The organism is uncultured Clostridium sp. (genome assembly GCF_937920395.1).
Classification (GTDB): domain Bacteria; phylum Bacillota; class Clostridia; order Clostridiales; family Clostridiaceae; genus Clostridium_AD.
The window spans coordinates 1-14,660 of the sequence record NZ_CALEVF010000174.1 but is presented as its reverse complement, the minus strand read 5'-3'; the positions used below and the strand labels follow the sequence as shown (position 1 = coordinate 14,660).

General features: G+C 28.5%; 15 protein-coding genes. 5 read left to right on the top strand and 10 right to left on the bottom strand.

The genetic code is table 11. The annotated features are described in order from the left end of the window. Both Q0649_RS11405 and proB read right to left on the bottom strand, forming a co-directional pair. The coding region (locus Q0649_RS11405; RefSeq protein ID WP_298841783.1) for a glutamate-5-semialdehyde dehydrogenase at positions 1-1,114 on the bottom strand (1,114 nt) is incomplete at its 3' end. A gap of 75 nt (positions 1,115-1,189) precedes the next feature. Continuing rightward, complete coding sequence (gene proB, locus Q0649_RS11400; protein ID WP_298841780.1) at positions 1,190-2,008, bottom strand: glutamate 5-kinase; 819 nt, start codon at positions 2,006-2,008, stop codon at positions 1,190-1,192. A 393-nt stretch (positions 2,009-2,401) separates the two neighbouring features. On the opposite strand from proB, the gene Q0649_RS11395 reads away from it, so the two are divergent. Further along, complete coding sequence (locus Q0649_RS11395; RefSeq protein WP_298841776.1) at positions 2,402-2,815, top strand: hypothetical protein; 414 nt, start codon at positions 2,402-2,404, stop codon at positions 2,813-2,815. Positions 2,816-3,212: 397 nt separating this feature from the next. Here Q0649_RS11395 and Q0649_RS11390 read toward each other — a convergent pair whose 3' ends face one another. Next, the gene (locus Q0649_RS11390) at positions 3,213-3,815 is read right to left on the bottom strand and encodes a DUF5667 domain-containing protein (protein ID WP_298841773.1); all 603 of its coding nucleotides are present in this window, start codon (positions 3,813-3,815) and stop codon (positions 3,213-3,215) included. A gap of 211 nt (positions 3,816-4,026) precedes the next feature. Here Q0649_RS11390 and Q0649_RS11385 point away from each other — a divergent pair, with 211 nt between their 5' ends. The 3 genes from Q0649_RS11385 (at position 4,027) to Q0649_RS11375 (ending at position 6,030) form a co-directional block, all read left to right on the top strand. Continuing rightward, a complete protein-coding gene (locus Q0649_RS11385; RefSeq protein ID WP_298841770.1) occupies positions 4,027-4,776 on the top strand; it encodes a sigma factor in 750 nt (249 codons plus the stop codon). After that, a complete protein-coding gene (locus tag Q0649_RS11380) occupies positions 4,769-5,758 on the top strand; it encodes an anti-sigma factor domain-containing protein (RefSeq protein WP_298841767.1) in 990 nt (329 codons plus the stop codon). Before Q0649_RS11385 ends, Q0649_RS11380 begins: the two co-directional genes overlap by 8 nt. Before the next feature lie 92 nt (positions 5,759-5,850). Continuing rightward, on the top strand, positions 5,851-6,030 hold the full coding sequence (locus tag Q0649_RS11375; protein WP_298841765.1) for an asparagine synthase: 180 nt from the start codon (positions 5,851-5,853) through the stop codon (positions 6,028-6,030). Positions 6,031-6,184: 154 nt separating this feature from the next. Here Q0649_RS11375 and Q0649_RS11370 read toward each other — a convergent pair whose 3' ends face one another. The 3 genes from Q0649_RS11370 to Q0649_RS11360 all read right to left on the bottom strand — a co-directional run bounded on the left by Q0649_RS11370 (position 6,185) and on the right by Q0649_RS11360 (position 10,127). Next, positions 6,185-7,621, bottom strand: a complete 1,437-nt coding sequence (locus tag Q0649_RS11370; RefSeq protein WP_298841762.1) for a carbon starvation protein A — start codon at positions 7,619-7,621, stop codon at positions 6,185-6,187. 125 nt (positions 7,622-7,746) lie between these two features. Beyond that, a complete protein-coding gene (locus Q0649_RS11365) occupies positions 7,747-8,448 on the bottom strand; it encodes a LytTR family DNA-binding domain-containing protein (RefSeq protein ID WP_298841759.1) in 702 nt (233 codons plus the stop codon). After that, on the bottom strand, positions 8,445-10,127 hold the full coding sequence (locus tag Q0649_RS11360) for a sensor histidine kinase (protein ID WP_298841756.1): 1,683 nt from the start codon (positions 10,125-10,127) through the stop codon (positions 8,445-8,447). The genes Q0649_RS11365 and Q0649_RS11360 overlap by 4 nt, the downstream gene beginning before the upstream one ends. Before the next feature lie 159 nt (positions 10,128-10,286). Here Q0649_RS11360 and Q0649_RS11355 point away from each other — a divergent pair, with 159 nt between their 5' ends. Continuing rightward, a complete protein-coding gene (locus Q0649_RS11355) occupies positions 10,287-10,895 on the top strand; it encodes a 3'-5' exonuclease (protein ID WP_298841753.1) in 609 nt (202 codons plus the stop codon). Positions 10,896-11,048: 153 nt separating this feature from the next. On the opposite strand, the gene Q0649_RS11350 is transcribed toward Q0649_RS11355, so the two are convergent. The 4 genes from Q0649_RS11350 to Q0649_RS11335 all read right to left on the bottom strand — a co-directional run bounded on the left by Q0649_RS11350 (position 11,049) and on the right by Q0649_RS11335 (position 14,442). Further along, positions 11,049-11,468, bottom strand: a complete 420-nt coding sequence (locus Q0649_RS11350) for a thioesterase family protein (protein ID WP_298841786.1) — start codon at positions 11,466-11,468, stop codon at positions 11,049-11,051. Between the two features lie 61 nt (positions 11,469-11,529). Next, positions 11,530-12,255, bottom strand: coding sequence for a hypothetical protein (locus Q0649_RS11345; RefSeq protein WP_298841751.1), 726 nt, complete (start codon positions 12,253-12,255; stop codon positions 11,530-11,532). Positions 12,256-12,373: 118 nt separating this feature from the next. Further along, complete coding sequence (locus Q0649_RS11340; RefSeq protein WP_298841748.1) at positions 12,374-13,747, bottom strand: cell wall metabolism sensor histidine kinase WalK; 1,374 nt, start codon at positions 13,745-13,747, stop codon at positions 12,374-12,376. A gap of 20 nt (positions 13,748-13,767) precedes the next feature. Continuing rightward, entirely contained in the window at positions 13,768-14,442 is a 675-nt protein-coding gene (locus Q0649_RS11335) for a response regulator transcription factor (protein ID WP_298841745.1), read from the bottom strand. Between the last annotated feature and the right edge of the window lie 218 nt (positions 14,443-14,660).

Here is a 14,660-nt window from a genome sequence, read left to right as displayed (position 1 = left end):
TTGTAGAAGCATTCACATAAACACAAGAAGCATCAACTTCCCTTAAAAATTTCTGCGAATTCGTATAATTATTAGTTATTATAGCCTCAGAATGTTTTGTTCCATATTTAAAAATATGATCTATTGCATCATCAATTGTTGAAACCACCTTTATTGAAAGTATTAAATCTAAATACTCAGTAGCCCAATCTTCCTCTACTGCAGCCTTTGCACTTTTTATAATTTTCAGTCCCTTATCACACATTCTTATTTCTACACCTAATTTAATAAGTCTTTGTGAAAGTTTTGGTAAAAACTCGCTAGCAATATCCTTATGAACAAGTACAGTTTCTACTGCGTTACATACCCCAGGCCTTTGAGTTTTGGCATTAACTATTATCTCCTGTGCCATTTTTAAATCAGCATCTGCATCCACATATATGTGACAAAGACCTGATCCTGTTTCAATTACTGGTACTGTTGCATTTTCTATAATAGCCTTTTTAAGGCCCTTTCCACCTCTTGGAATAATTACATCTACATAATCATTAAGTTTTACTAATTTATTTACTAATTGCCTATCCACCATCTCAATAAGTTGAATACACCCTTCTGGTAGTCCTGCTATCGTTGCTGCTTTAATAATAACATTAGCTAAGGCCATATTAGTATTTATAGCTTCTGACCCACCTCTTAGTATTATTGCATTTCCTGCTTTTATACATAACGCTGCTGCATCTACAGTTACGTTTGGTCTTGACTCATAAATCATACCTATAACCCCAAGTGGAACCCTTACCATTGAAATATCTAAATCATTGGGTCTTTTCCATCTTTTTATTCCTTCGCCAATTGGATCTGGCAAAGTTGATACATTTCTAAGTCCCTCAGCCATTTTTTCAATTCTCTCCTGATTAATCATTAACCTATCAAGCATTGCAGTAGATAAATTTTTTTTCTTTCCAGCTTTCATATCCTTATTATTAGCTTCGATTATAGTTTCTTTGTTATCTATTAGAGCCTGCGCCATATTCAAAAGTGCATTATTTTTCATAGTGGTACTAACCGTAACCATAATCCTAGACGCAGCTTTTGCTTTTCTACCTATATTTATAATATAGTTATCAAAATCCATTACATACCCTCCCTTTTGTACTTATATACCTAATCACCATTACTAATTTTTATTTATAAACTTTAGGAATTCGCTTTACTTGTTGTTCACAATCCTAGTATTGCCTTTAAATAATGTACCTATTTCAATCCCTTCTAAAATATCAGTAATAACATTAGGTGTCGAGCCTTCTGCTATAATCATAGCAGCATTTGCAGCTACTACAATTTCTGCAGCATTAATCTTAGTTGCCATACCACCAGTTCCAAGCTCCGTTCCTGCTCCCTGCGCTGATTGCTTAATTTCATCAGTAATATTATGTACATTATAGATTATTTTTGCATCAGGATTCACCCTAGGGTTTGAATCGTATAATCCATCAATATCAGATAGTATTATAAGTAATTCTGCGCCTATTAGATTTGTAACCATAGCAGACAGTGTATCATTGTCTCCAACCATTATTTCATCAACGATTACAGCATCATTTTCATTTACTACTGGAATAACCCCTTGTGAAAGTAACATCAAAAATGTATTATGAGCATTTAAATGTCTTGATTTATCACCGAAATCCTCTTTTGTCAAAAGAATTTGCGCTGTTGTTTTCCCATACTCTGAAAAAAACTTCTCGTACATGTGGATTAAAATACCTTGACCAACAGCTGCAGCTGCCTGCTTTTCTGGTATTGTTTCCGGTCTTTTACTAAGTCCTAGCTTTCCCATCCCTGCTCCTATTGCACCAGAAGTTACAAGTACTACCTCAATTCCTTGATTATGAACATCTGCCAGTTGTCTTATAAGACTTTCAATATGTTTGTAATTTAACAAACCCGTAGAATGAGTTAATGTTGAAGTTCCAACTTTCACTACAATTCTTTTTACATTTTTTAGATATTCTTTTCTAATGTTCATACAGACACTCCTCATATAATCCTAAAATCTTACTTTAGTTTTTTCTATAAATTTGATATAATCTCAAATTTAAAAAGTTATTCGTTTACTATATTAATCTAATTTTACACCATATAAAGATAAATTTCCATTTATATATTCCATGACAATTCTGGTTTACCTAGATATTTTCATAAGATATATTTTGGTTAATAATAATTGCTGATTTGTAGGTATGTATATACTAACTTCCTTTCCGAACATAGCAAATTTATGATATAATTAACCTATTGTCATTAGTTATCCTAAAATTAGGCTGTAGTCATCCTTAGAATAAGTTGTAACTTTTTTCTGCAAAATTTTAAGATGATATGAATAATGACTAAATAAAAAATGTAAAGTGAGAAGATTAAAATGAGAAATGCAAAATTGGAAAGAGCAATAATTAAAATAGATAATGAAATTGCTGCTATGAACATAGCTAAGAAATACTTAACAAATTCTGAAGAAATTAATACCGTTCAGAATACTATGAATAAAAAAAGGCAGTTAATCGCTGATGATTTGTATGTTGATGATAAGAAATGTTATGAAATGTGTTGTGACTTTATAGAAGACAGACTTGATAAGGAAATAGGCCAAGAAGAGCAACAAGAATTACTTGAAGTTATAAAACAAAATTTCGGAAGACAATCTCCAAATGTATCTAAAAAAAGCAATGGTCTTAATGCATGGTTAAAGGAACTTTGTATTGAATACAATTGGGTTAAAGACGAAAAAACAGATTGGGATATTTTAGTTATTACTGGGTTTGGTTTATACGAATAAACTTTAATTTAAAAAAATTAAAATCCTAATATTAATTAAACACCACGCCTTGGAAAACCTGGGTGTGGTGTTTAATTAATTTCTAATAAAAAGCTAACTATAAATAAGTAGCCCCTTCATATTTTCTTTATTTACCTACTACTGGGACATTTTTCGCATCATTTCTTTTCATTTTTTTATTTTTATCACCTTTTCCTTGAACCTCTGGTGGCATAGGTCTACTCATTCCTTTTTTAGCCATAACTTTTCCCTCCATAATTTTATTTTAAAAACCTATATACTCTTTTTCTACTCAAAAATTAAAATAAAGTATTGTAATATTTCATTACAATACTTTATTTTTACCTAGAATTTAATTTTTATTCTACTTTATTTATCACCCTAACAGATTTATATTCTATCTTTTCTTTGTTGAATTAACAGTTTTGTCGCCTTCTATATCAACTTTAGATAAGCTTTGTTTTTCTTTTAATAATTCTTCAGCCACTTTTATAGCCACCGCATCACCAGATTTTTTAGCTTGCTCTAAACTAATTTTTACTAATTGATATTCTTGTTTTGCGTCATTTAACAGTTGCGTTTTTTCTACCTTATTAGCTATTACTTTCCTTTTAACTATTTGAGTTTCATTTGTCTCATGTTCGTTACCATCTAATTTATCATTTAACTTTCCTAATTCTCTAATCATATCGTTTGCCAAGTAATATTTTTCTTTCACTGTCATATCGTCATATTCAGCTAATTTTTCATCTTCAATTTGTAAAATTATTTGTGTCTTCTTAATATTATCAAATTTTAAAAATAATTTTAAATTATCTAATCCTCTGTCAATAAAATACAAAATACTATCTGCCATTATTTCTGTTTCCTTATTTACAACCTCATTTATGTTTGTTTCATTACTTATGTTATTAGAATTTTCAACGCCTATTGCAAATGCCTGTGTATTTACACTTATTGTAAATGCTATTGCTGCAACTAAAATAGCTACCCTCTTCATGTTAATTCCTCCTCATGTCCTTGTTATATAGATAATAATCATTGTTCCATATTTTAAATTTCACTTTATATACGTTACATGATATGATTTATTAGAGGGTTTTTCCACTTTACTTAAATTTAAGCTTATTTTTCTATAAAAATGATAATTATTTTTCTTACCCTCTAAAAATTATTAGTATTTACGTATACAAAGTATAAGGAGTGTAAAAATGAACTTAAAACTTATTTTTCATAAAAATAAAAAAATAGTCTTGGGGTTAGATGAAGAACAAAGTTTTAATATAGATGATTTATTTATTGAAAATCGCAATAATTTTATTACAAATAATAAAGGTTTTATTTATTCAACTACAAGTAACATATGTAAAAGACATTTAAACTGGGAAAATGATGAAGAACTTAGTGTCGCACTTACTTCTTTTAATATAGCTTGTGACAATTATGATAAAAGAAAAGGAAATTTTTATAGTTTTTGCAAAGTTATAATTAAAAATTCCTTAATAGATTTTTTTAGAAAAAATAATGCACGCCCTAATCTAATGTTTTCTAATTATGAATTTAATATAGATTATGTAGATGAAAAAAATTCAATTAATAATTTTGAAATTCAAATAGAGAATGAATTTAGAGTCGATGAGATAAACTTATTTACTAATGAATTATTAAAATATAAAATTAATTTTCATTCACTAATTAATTTATCCCCCTCTCACAAGGATACAAGAAATAATTTATTGAATGTTGCATTTTTGTCATCTAGGGAAGCATCTATATTAAGACATTTAAGGACCAAAAGAAGACTGCCAACTAAAGAAATAATAATACTAACTGCCTCAAACAGAAAATTAATAGAAAAATGGCGTATATATATAATTTCTTTAATACTTATAATTACTAATCCAGAATATGTGTATTTGAAATCCTATCTTGATATAAAAGAGGGTGACTTAAATGATTAAAACAGGTATTGTGATAAATATCATTAATAAAAAAGCTGGTATTATGACTTCCAGTGGAGAATTTTTATATATAAAAGTAAGCAAACAGCCGCCTAATATAGGTGGAATTTATACTGGAGAATTATATAAGAAAAATTCATTTCTTTATAAGTATGTTATAAGTGTTGCTTCAATAATATTTGTGCTTGTTTGTAGTGCTTACGCGCATTCTTACTATACCACCGTTTCAACAATAGTTATTAATATTAACCCTTCCGTTTCTATTAATGCTAACAAATGGAATAAAATCATTAGTTCTAAACCACTGAACTCTGATGGTGCTCTAATACTTAACAATATTAAATTAAGAAATAAATCTGTCGATACTGGTCTTAATCTATTAGTTAAAGAAGCTAAAACTGAAAACTTTATAACCGAAAAATATGTAAACAACAAAAAAGTTATTACCCTTGACATTAAAAGTAACAAATATATTTCTATAGATATTTCAAACTTTGAAAATACTATAGATAACAATAATTTAAATGTAAAAATTAATCTATCTCCAGTCAATACTAAGAACATTGATATTACAGTTAATAACAAAAATATAAATGCTTCAATGTTAAATAAAAAAATGAATACTTCAACTTTAAATAGAGGTAATTATAAAAGAGAAATTACAAACAACAAATCAAAAATAAATGTAATTGAAAATAAATTTTCTAAAATTAAAACTACGTTAAAAGCTAACACCAACAATACAACAAAAAAATATTTCAAAACCAAAAGTGATATTAAAATCGCAAATAAAAATCCAACCACTAATGAATCATCCATTACAGAACATAAAAGTTTAAATAAAGCCGAAAATAATGTTCATGGTGATGAAAATAAAAAGATTAAAAATTCTGATTTGCATAGCACTTACAGTAAAATAGGAAAACATTTTAGTAAAACACTAAATAAAAATAAAAGCTACAGCAAATTAATACATAATTAATTAAACCTAACATATCCCCTTTATATTTCATAGTATTAATAATACCTTTTTAGCAAAAGATATTATTATGTTATTAAAGGAGGTATTTTAATATGCGTGAAGGATTAATTCCAACAATTTTAGGTACAGTTGTAAGTGTTGCTGGTGCATCATTTTCAAAGAACAACATGAAAAAGAAAAATATGCTTCCTATGATAGAGGCTGGTGTTGTAGGATTTGGACTAGCTCACATAGTACTTGGAGCAATTGACCTTGTAGAACACAAAAAATAATATCAAGGTTTCAAATACTATAATTTAAAATAAAAACTGATTGGAAGTTTTAACTTCTAATCAGTTTTTTCGTTTTTATAATTTATTTTTAAAAACTTTATCTGCTACTATTTAACTAGCACAATCTATTATGAAATAACTTCTAAATAAATATTTACATGTTAACACTACTTTTTTCTCCAACTTTTTTTGCTGCAATTAAGAATATTACCATTGCTGCAATTGCTCCAATAATACCTGCAGAGTATGAAATACTTTGAGATAACTTAAAACCCTCTGGAGCAATTAAAATATATGAGGTACATACAGCTGTCATAAATGTTGCCGGCATAGTTGCAATCCAATGTTTTTTGCCTATGCTTACCATATACATACCTGCCGTCCATAATACTATAGTAGCCAAAGTTTGGTTAGACCAGCCAAAATATCTCCATATTATTGCAAAATCTAACCTAGTTAATATGAAGCCAACTACAAATAGTGGAATACTAATCATAAATCTATTTTTAATAGGACCTTGATTAAATTTAAATGCATCAGCTATAGTTAATCTTGCACTTCTAAATGCTGTATCACCAGATGTTATAGGGCAAGCTACAACTCCAAGTATAGCCAAAACTCCGCCAACTTTTCCAAGTAAACCGATTGAAGATTCATTTACAACCCAGGCTGCAGTATGACCTGATATTGCCATAGTAGCATTTAGCTGAGGAACACCTCCAAAGAAACTCATTGCTACAGCTGCCCAAATTAATGCAACTATACCTTCTACTATCATAGCACCATAAAATATTTTTTTACCTTGTTTTTCACTAGATATACATCTTGCCATTAAAGGTGATTGGGTTGCATGAAACCCCGAAATAGCTCCACAGGCAATAGTTATAAATAACATTGGAAACATTGGATTTTTGCCTGGACTCGAATGCATATTAACCAAGTTAGATATTGTTACTTCTGGAATAGGTAATCCTCCCCAAATCATGGCTCCAGCAAGCCCAATTGCCATAAATAACAAACAAAAACCAAAAACAGGATATATTTTTCCAATAATCTTATCTATCGGAAGCATTGTTGCCATTATATAATATGCAAATATTATATAAACTAATATTTCAAAATTTATTCCTGTTAAACCTTTTAATATACCCGCTGGTCCAGTTACAAAAACCACTCCTACTAGTATTAAAACTATTACTGAAAAAACTCTCATAAAGTTTTTAAAACCTTTACCTAGATACTTCCCTACAACCTCAGGGATACTTGCACCATCGTGCCTTACTGATAACATCCCTGAAAAGTAATCATGAACTCCTCCTGCAAAAATACATCCAAATACAATCCACAAAAATGCAGCAGGTCCCCACATTGCACCTGCAATAGCACCAAATATAGGACCAAGTCCTGCAATATTAAGAAATTGGATTAAGAAAATCTTCCAACCAGGCATCTCAACAAAATCTACTCCATCTGCTAGCCTAATAGCTGGAGTTTTAATCTTTTCATCTGCCCCAAATGCTTTTTCTACAATTGTACCATAAATAAAATAACCTACTATAAGAGCTATAATTGATAAAAGAAATGATACCATTTAAACCCCTCCTTGTTATTTATAAATTTAATTAATATGTTATTTACTAATTAAATTATACAACCATTTTTAATTTTGTATACGGTTTCATACATGAAAGAACAAATAAAGCACATGAAGTGCTTTTATATACCCATTATTTTTTTAAACTCAATTATATTACTTCTACTTACAGGTATATCCACCTTTTCACCTAACATCTTTACCATAAATGTATTGTTAAACCATGGAATTATCTCTGTTATTTTATCACAATTTATAATGTATGATCTATGGCTCCTAAAAAAGAATTCTTTTGGAAGTCTTTTATAAAACTCTGAAATACTACAATTCACACTATACTTCAATCCATTAATATATATTAATGTTTCCCTTTCGCGAGCTTCACAATAAGAAATATCAATTATTTTTACTACCATCATCTTTTTACTTTTCCAAAGAGTTATTTTATTATTACCATTCTTTATATCCGGAACTTTTTCAATGTTTTTTAATGTATTAATTATACGTTCTTCTGAGTATGGTTTTAATATGTAATCATATGCATGGATTTCAAATGCATCTACAGCATATTTTTTATGTGCAGTAATAAAAATGATACGAGAGTGTTTTGGAAAATTATTAATAATTTTACCTAATGCTATTCCATCTAGTTTAGGCATACTAATATCGAGAAAAATAACATCTGGATTATTTGCCTCAATATATTCTAGTGCAATAACCGAATCATCAAATTCATCTATTATTTTAATATTACTAAAATTGTTTATAAAATATTTCAATTCCTCCCTTGATGGGTATTCATCATCAACTATAATACAATTCACATAATCCACTCCCCTATTCTTCTCACCTTAAACTTAATTCTAGTGCCACTAGATAGTCTTTCTATTTTTAATCCTTCCCCATAAATATGCTTTAGCCTATTATGAACATTAGAGATACCTATCTTATTACCTTCCATTGTGCCCTGATATACCTTCTCTATAATATCATTAGAAATCCCTACTCCATCGTCTTCAATTATTATCATAATTTCCTCGTTTGCAACTTTCTTAATTTCAATTATAACATTACCGTAACCCTTACCTTTTAAAATACCATGTTTTATAGCATTCTCAACTATAGGTTGAATAATAAGACTTGGAATTTTAACATCTAAATTTTCTTCAATCTTATAAACTATATGGAGTTTTTCCCCGAACCTTGCTTTCTCTATCTCTATATATGCTTTTACCTGCTCAAGTTCACTGTATATGTCTACGTGATTTTCACCAACTTCTAAATTATACCTTAAGTAAGTGGATAAATTTATAATTAACTCTCTTGCGCGATTAGGATTGATTCTAATAAATGAAATTATAGTATTTAGTGCATTAAATAAGAAATGTGGACTTATCTGAGCTTGAAGAGCTTTTATTTCAGCCTTATTTGCCATATGCTTTAATTCTTCAAGTTTACTTATCTCTAGCTGAGTAGAAATAAGTTGAGACAATCCTACTGCTAAATTTATATTTCTAAAAGAAATCGAATCCTCTGTGCAATAATATATTTTTAATGTACCTATCATTTCCTCTCCTTCTTTTAAAGGAGCAATAATTACAGATTTTAAATTACAAGTTAAGTTATGACACTCTATCTGCTTTGCATTGGTTAAAGAAATTAAGTTTCCATCTTTAATAACTTTTTTTGTGGCATTTGTTACAATTCTCTGACCTTTTATATGATGATCAGATCCCGCACCAACATGAGCTAATATGTACTCATTATTTGTTATAGCTACAGCATCTGAATGAATGGAATTTTTTATTATTCCGCATATCTCTTCCAATGAATTTTCATTCATATTTCTAAAATACGGCAATGTTTTGTTAGCTATTTCTAAAGCAATTTGTGCTTGCCTTGCTGCATCCTCTTCCTTTTCCTTGTTTATTTTTTGAATTATTATTATTAAAATTGCAATGCCGATTGCATTAGTAAAACTCATAGGAAAGTATATACTTTTTACAATAGTTAATGCACTCTTAAAGGGCCTTGCCATTAAAAGTATTAAACTCATTTCTAAAACTTCTATTAGAAGAGCAGCAATTAATCCGTATATCCACTTGTTATTTTCACTTGATTTTATATATATAAGACTTGCGATCATTCCTGAAATTATAGTGGTTATCGCACATGGTATTGATGTAATTCCACCATTATCTATCATTAATCTATGTAATCCAGCTATAATTCCTGCGAATATCCCTATATAAGGACCACATAATATTCCACCTGCCATTACTCCAATAATTCTAGTATTAGCAGTAGCACCATTTATATCTGTCCCCATATATGTTCCCACAATTCCAAATGCTCCGAAAATGATTGCCAGCATAAATAAATCTCTTTTTTTAAATTTATCCTTTTGCACAATTCTCTTAAAACTTCCTATTCTAGAAACTAAAAAAGCAATAAGAACCACATACCCTAAATTATTGACAAGACTTTTTAATAATTCAATCATATATTTACTCCATTTCACCTAACCGTATGTTTATTTAAAGAGGATTTTATTTATAGTATATACAATATTCTACAATATATAAAGATATAAAATCTATGTTATAATTGGTATAACATTATTATTTTATTTTGCGAAAAGAAATATGGGAGGGCTCACTTAATGAGAATGATTTTTTTTGATACAGAAACTACTGGTATAAGACCAGGTAACATATGTCAACTTAGCTATATACTTGTTGACACTGAATATAACCCTACAAAAACAATAGGTAAAAATATATTTTTTACTGTAGATTATGTAGAACCATCAGCAGAGGATGTACATGGTTTTAGCGTAGATACTTTATTTACATTAAGCGAAGGCAAAACTTTCGAAGATTCATATGAAGGTTTTATTGAGGATTTTATAAATGCAGACATTCTTATAGGGCACAATGTTAATTTTGATATAAAATTTTTAACTCATGAACTTGAAAATTGTGGTCATACTCTAACACCTAAACATACATTTTGCACCATGAAGTATTATAAGGATATATGTAAACTTTTTACTTCACGTGGAGGGTATAAAAATCCAAAGTTAGCAGAAGCCATTAAATTTCTTGACTTAAATGAAGATCAAATAAACTCAAAAAGCAATAAGTATTTCGGAGATGCTGCAAATTTCCATGATGCTAGATTTGATACTACTGCAACATATTTACTTGTTACAGAAGGTATAAAGAAAGGTTTTATACCTAAACATTATTTTACGAATCTTGCTAAATAATTACATATAGTAAAAGTTTTTCTTGTATTTTCCTATTATAAAAGGATATATTGCTTGAATGCTTTCACATAGCTAAGTAATTCTAGAATTAATTGGTGAAATGAACGTATTTCTAGCAGTATATACTTTTTATAAAATGATATAACAATAAAACTATTGTTCAAATAGTTTTTTAAGTTTGCTCCACATATTGGCATTAACTTTTTTAATATTTACCACTCTAAATTTTTCGTTAACAAAAGCATGTGTTGTACTACCTTTAGCCAAAATCTTTCCATCCTCTTCTCGGACCACATTATAATTAAATATTACCTTGACACCATTTAGCTCTTTCATAAATGTTTGGATAATAATTATATCCTCATATTTTGCCCCTTCTATGTACTTACACGAGCTTTCCACTACAGGCAACATAATATTGTTTTTTTCCATTTCTTTATATGTCATTCCTATTGCTGTTATAAATTCTGTTCTACCTACTTCGAAATAAACGTAATACTTTGAATGATGAACAATTCCCATTTGATCTGTCTCTACATATCTTACTTTTAATTTTGTTTCATTAATATACATATTCATATCTCCAATCGAAATCCTTTTTAATTCTAAGAGCATTAAATCATCTCCTGGGTCGTTAAAATTCATATATTATACCATCACAAAATATTCTTTTAACAACTCTGTTATTTACATATATTTCGATTATATCACCAATTTTTATATATAACTCCACAGGTAAATTAAGTTCATAAACAAAATTACCAGATTTTATTTTTAATTTTGTCCTATGAATATGGGTTCTTCCTACCAAATCAGCAAGATCAGCACCTAACAACAATCCCTGTCCTGACATTAGACTGTCAATTTGTATTATAGGATAATCTGTTATCTTTGCAACAATTGGAATTAGATTACCTATCTTTTCATTGCAAATATAATCTATCTCCTCATCTATAATTATAGAACCATTTTCAATGATAACACTACTAAGATCTACCAAAATATACGCATTTATTTGTGTGTTATCTACTTTTTTATAATAAAAGTTTTCTTCAGAACGTAGCATTCTAAGATATACCAGTTTTAATAATTCTTCATAGGTATTATCTTTGAATTTTTTAAATTCTTTAATTATTATATTTTCTATACTTTTATTTAATCTTTGCTCATTAATCTTTCCTAAAATACTTTTACACCCCAAGAAACTTGCTAATTCAGATTTCACCTTATTTATATTAAAATCATTTTCTGTAAGTTTAATATCTGTACACGCAACCATAAACACATTAGTATATTGCGGATATGCAGATTGAATGAACCCTAAATATTCTCTTTTTTTATTGTATACATTAAAAGGCATATTATATCACTTCCTCTAAATCCATTTTTTTCATTTCAGAAACAACTAAGATACTCAATAATAATATTATACATCTAATCACAATTCATACATACAAATATAATGAAAATTCTCAGTATTATACAGGTATTTTTATATAAAAAGATACCCCCTCATTTTCATTTACAGCATAAATTTCTCCATTATGATATTCAACTATATATTTAACTATAGCCATGCCTAGTCCAAATTTCCCTGCTTTCCCTTTTTCAAATTTATTAAATACTTTTGCAATATCTTCTTTTGGAATTTTTTCTCCATCATTATGAATACAAATAAAAGTAAACTTTTCCTTTTGTTCAATAGATATATTTATCTCTTTGCTTGCATATCTTATTTGGTTATCCAAAATATTTTCAATCACAACAATCCATTGTTGTTTAATTCCTTTAAATTCTATATTAGGAATATTTATATTCCAATTTAGATTTTTATGTGCAAATTTGAGTTTACCTACAACATCCTCAACTATTTCTTTTATATCAATCTTTCCATAGGTTGCTTGATGTTTTGATAAATATTCTAATTTAGATAGATATAATAAGTCTTTTATACGTTTTTCTAATCTTTCTGCCTCACTACTAATTATTCCCATACTACTTTTCAAGTCTCCTTTAGGGAATATACCATCCCCTACTGCTTCTGAATAACTTCTAATTACCATAACAGGAGTTTTTAATTCGTGAGATATATTTTGGAGCATCCATTGTTGACTCTCATCTCTCTTAATAAGTTCTTTTCTCATATTTTCGATAGATTTAGCCAAGCTTCCAATTTCATCTTGCCTATCAGATACAATAGCTTCATCCCATTTTTTTTCAGATATTTTTTTAACATTTTTCTCAAGCTTTATTAATGGTGATGTTATGTACTTTGCAAGTGTTAATGCTAAACTTAGGCTAACAACTACTGCTATAAATGTGATAATTAACAATTTTTGTAACAAAGTTTTAAGCAGACTATTTCTGTATGTATCCCACATATATGATAACAAAAATCCTGATTTATTCGCATTACTATATTTAGTAATAACATAAAACATTTTTTTATCACCTAACTTCTTAACGTACCTTTCACTTGATTTATCTTGCACTTCACCTTGTTTAATTATTTGTTCAATAAGTTTTCTGTCGACTTTCAATGATTTTGCAATTTTAGTTATCTTTAAGTTTACAATACCTTCAATAACTTTTTTAGGTATTTGAATATGAGTAACTGACCGTATATCAAGCTCTTGCATATTATTTTCTACATTTGAGTATTCTATATCCAAATTCTTATATAACCTCTTTTTTATAATATTATTTTGTGCACCTTCAATAGTACTATAAACTTCATTTGTAAAAAATTCTCTTAAAATTATAGGGAAAAATAATGCTAATAACAAACTTAACCCAATTATTACTCCTGCGAATGCAATACCAATTTGAAAAAACAATGATTTATTTTTCATAAAACCACCTTTAGTATACATTATCTTGCTAACCTATACCCATATCCGTATATTGTTTCAATATTTAAATCAGGCATTTTTTTCCTTAATCTTCGAAGTAAATCATCCACAACCCTATCATTTCCAAAATAATCTTCACCCCAAACTCTTTCTAAAATCTGTTCCCTTGAGAATGCCTGACTTCTGTAATCCATAAAAAAGACAAGCATATCAAATTCCTTTGAGGTGAGCTCTATTACCCGTCCCCCTTTACTTACTTCGCGAGTATCCTCATCTACTAGATAATAACCTAGCATTGTATTATTTTCTTTTAGGTTATTTGCCTCATTTTTGTAAACCCTCTCTAATAATTTTTTTGTCCTTATTATAAGTTCTCTAGGTAAAAACGGCTTTGCTAAATAATCATCCGATCCCAGTTCGAGTCCTATTATCTTATCTAAGTCTGCATCTCTTGCTGAAATAAATATAACTGGTGTTAATTCATTGTTATTTTTAATCTCTTTAATCAACTGGTATCCATCTATATCAGGAAGCATAATATCTAAAATCCATAAATGTGGTGTATTATGGATTTCTTCTTGTGCATCTTTACCCTTTAAAAATGATATAACATTCCAGCCCTCCTTTTGTAGATATGAGGTAAGTATACTATTTAAATTTTCCTCATCTTCAACTAAATATATAGTGTAATCCATAATTATCCTCCTGCTTTATATACTTAAATTCTAATGTCCTATAGAATCATTCTATTCTAATAATATCTGAATATTTACTTATATTATAATACAGTTACTCCTATTTATAAATAAATTTAATATTCTACAGTCCCTTAATTTATTGCCTCTTAATAAATAGGTTAAATCGAGTAGGAGCTAAATAATTAGTTTATTTAGCGACCTCTCACACCACCGTG

Excerpts from the sequence above, each read along its gene's own strand:
- Q0649_RS11395 (WP_298841776.1), top strand. The coding sequence starts at position 2,402 with ATGAGAAATGCAAAATTGGAAAGAGCAATAATTAAAATAGATAATGAA.
- Q0649_RS11390 (WP_298841773.1), bottom strand. The coding sequence starts at position 3,815 with ATGAAGAGGGTAGCTATTTTAGTTGCAGCAATAGCATTTACAATAAGT.
- Q0649_RS11360 (WP_298841756.1), bottom strand. The coding sequence starts at position 10,127 with ATGATTGAATTATTAAAAAGTCTTGTCAATAATTTAGGGTATGTGGTT.
- Q0649_RS11370 (WP_298841762.1), bottom strand. The coding sequence starts at position 7,621 with ATGGTATCATTTCTTTTATCAATTATAGCTCTTATAGTAGGTTATTTT.
- Q0649_RS11335 (WP_298841745.1), bottom strand. The coding sequence starts at position 14,442 with ATGGATTACACTATATATTTAGTTGAAGATGAGGAAAATTTAAATAGT.
- Q0649_RS11340 (WP_298841748.1), bottom strand. The coding sequence starts at position 13,747 with ATGAAAAATAAATCATTGTTTTTTCAAATTGGTATTGCATTCGCAGGA.
- Q0649_RS11345 (WP_298841751.1), bottom strand. The coding sequence starts at position 12,255 with ATGCCTTTTAATGTATACAATAAAAAAAGAGAATATTTAGGGTTCATT.
- Q0649_RS11350 (WP_298841786.1), bottom strand. The coding sequence starts at position 11,468 with ATGTATATTAATGAAACAAAATTAAAAGTAAGATATGTAGAGACAGAT.
- Q0649_RS11375 (WP_298841765.1), top strand. The coding sequence starts at position 5,851 with ATGCGTGAAGGATTAATTCCAACAATTTTAGGTACAGTTGTAAGTGTT.
- Q0649_RS11385 (WP_298841770.1), top strand. The coding sequence starts at position 4,027 with ATGAACTTAAAACTTATTTTTCATAAAAATAAAAAAATAGTCTTGGGG.
- proB (WP_298841780.1), bottom strand. The coding sequence starts at position 2,008 with ATGAACATTAGAAAAGAATATCTAAAAAATGTAAAAAGAATTGTAGTG.
- Q0649_RS11355 (WP_298841753.1), top strand. The coding sequence starts at position 10,287 with ATGAGAATGATTTTTTTTGATACAGAAACTACTGGTATAAGACCAGGT.
- Q0649_RS11380 (WP_298841767.1), top strand. The coding sequence starts at position 4,769 with ATGATTAAAACAGGTATTGTGATAAATATCATTAATAAAAAAGCTGGT.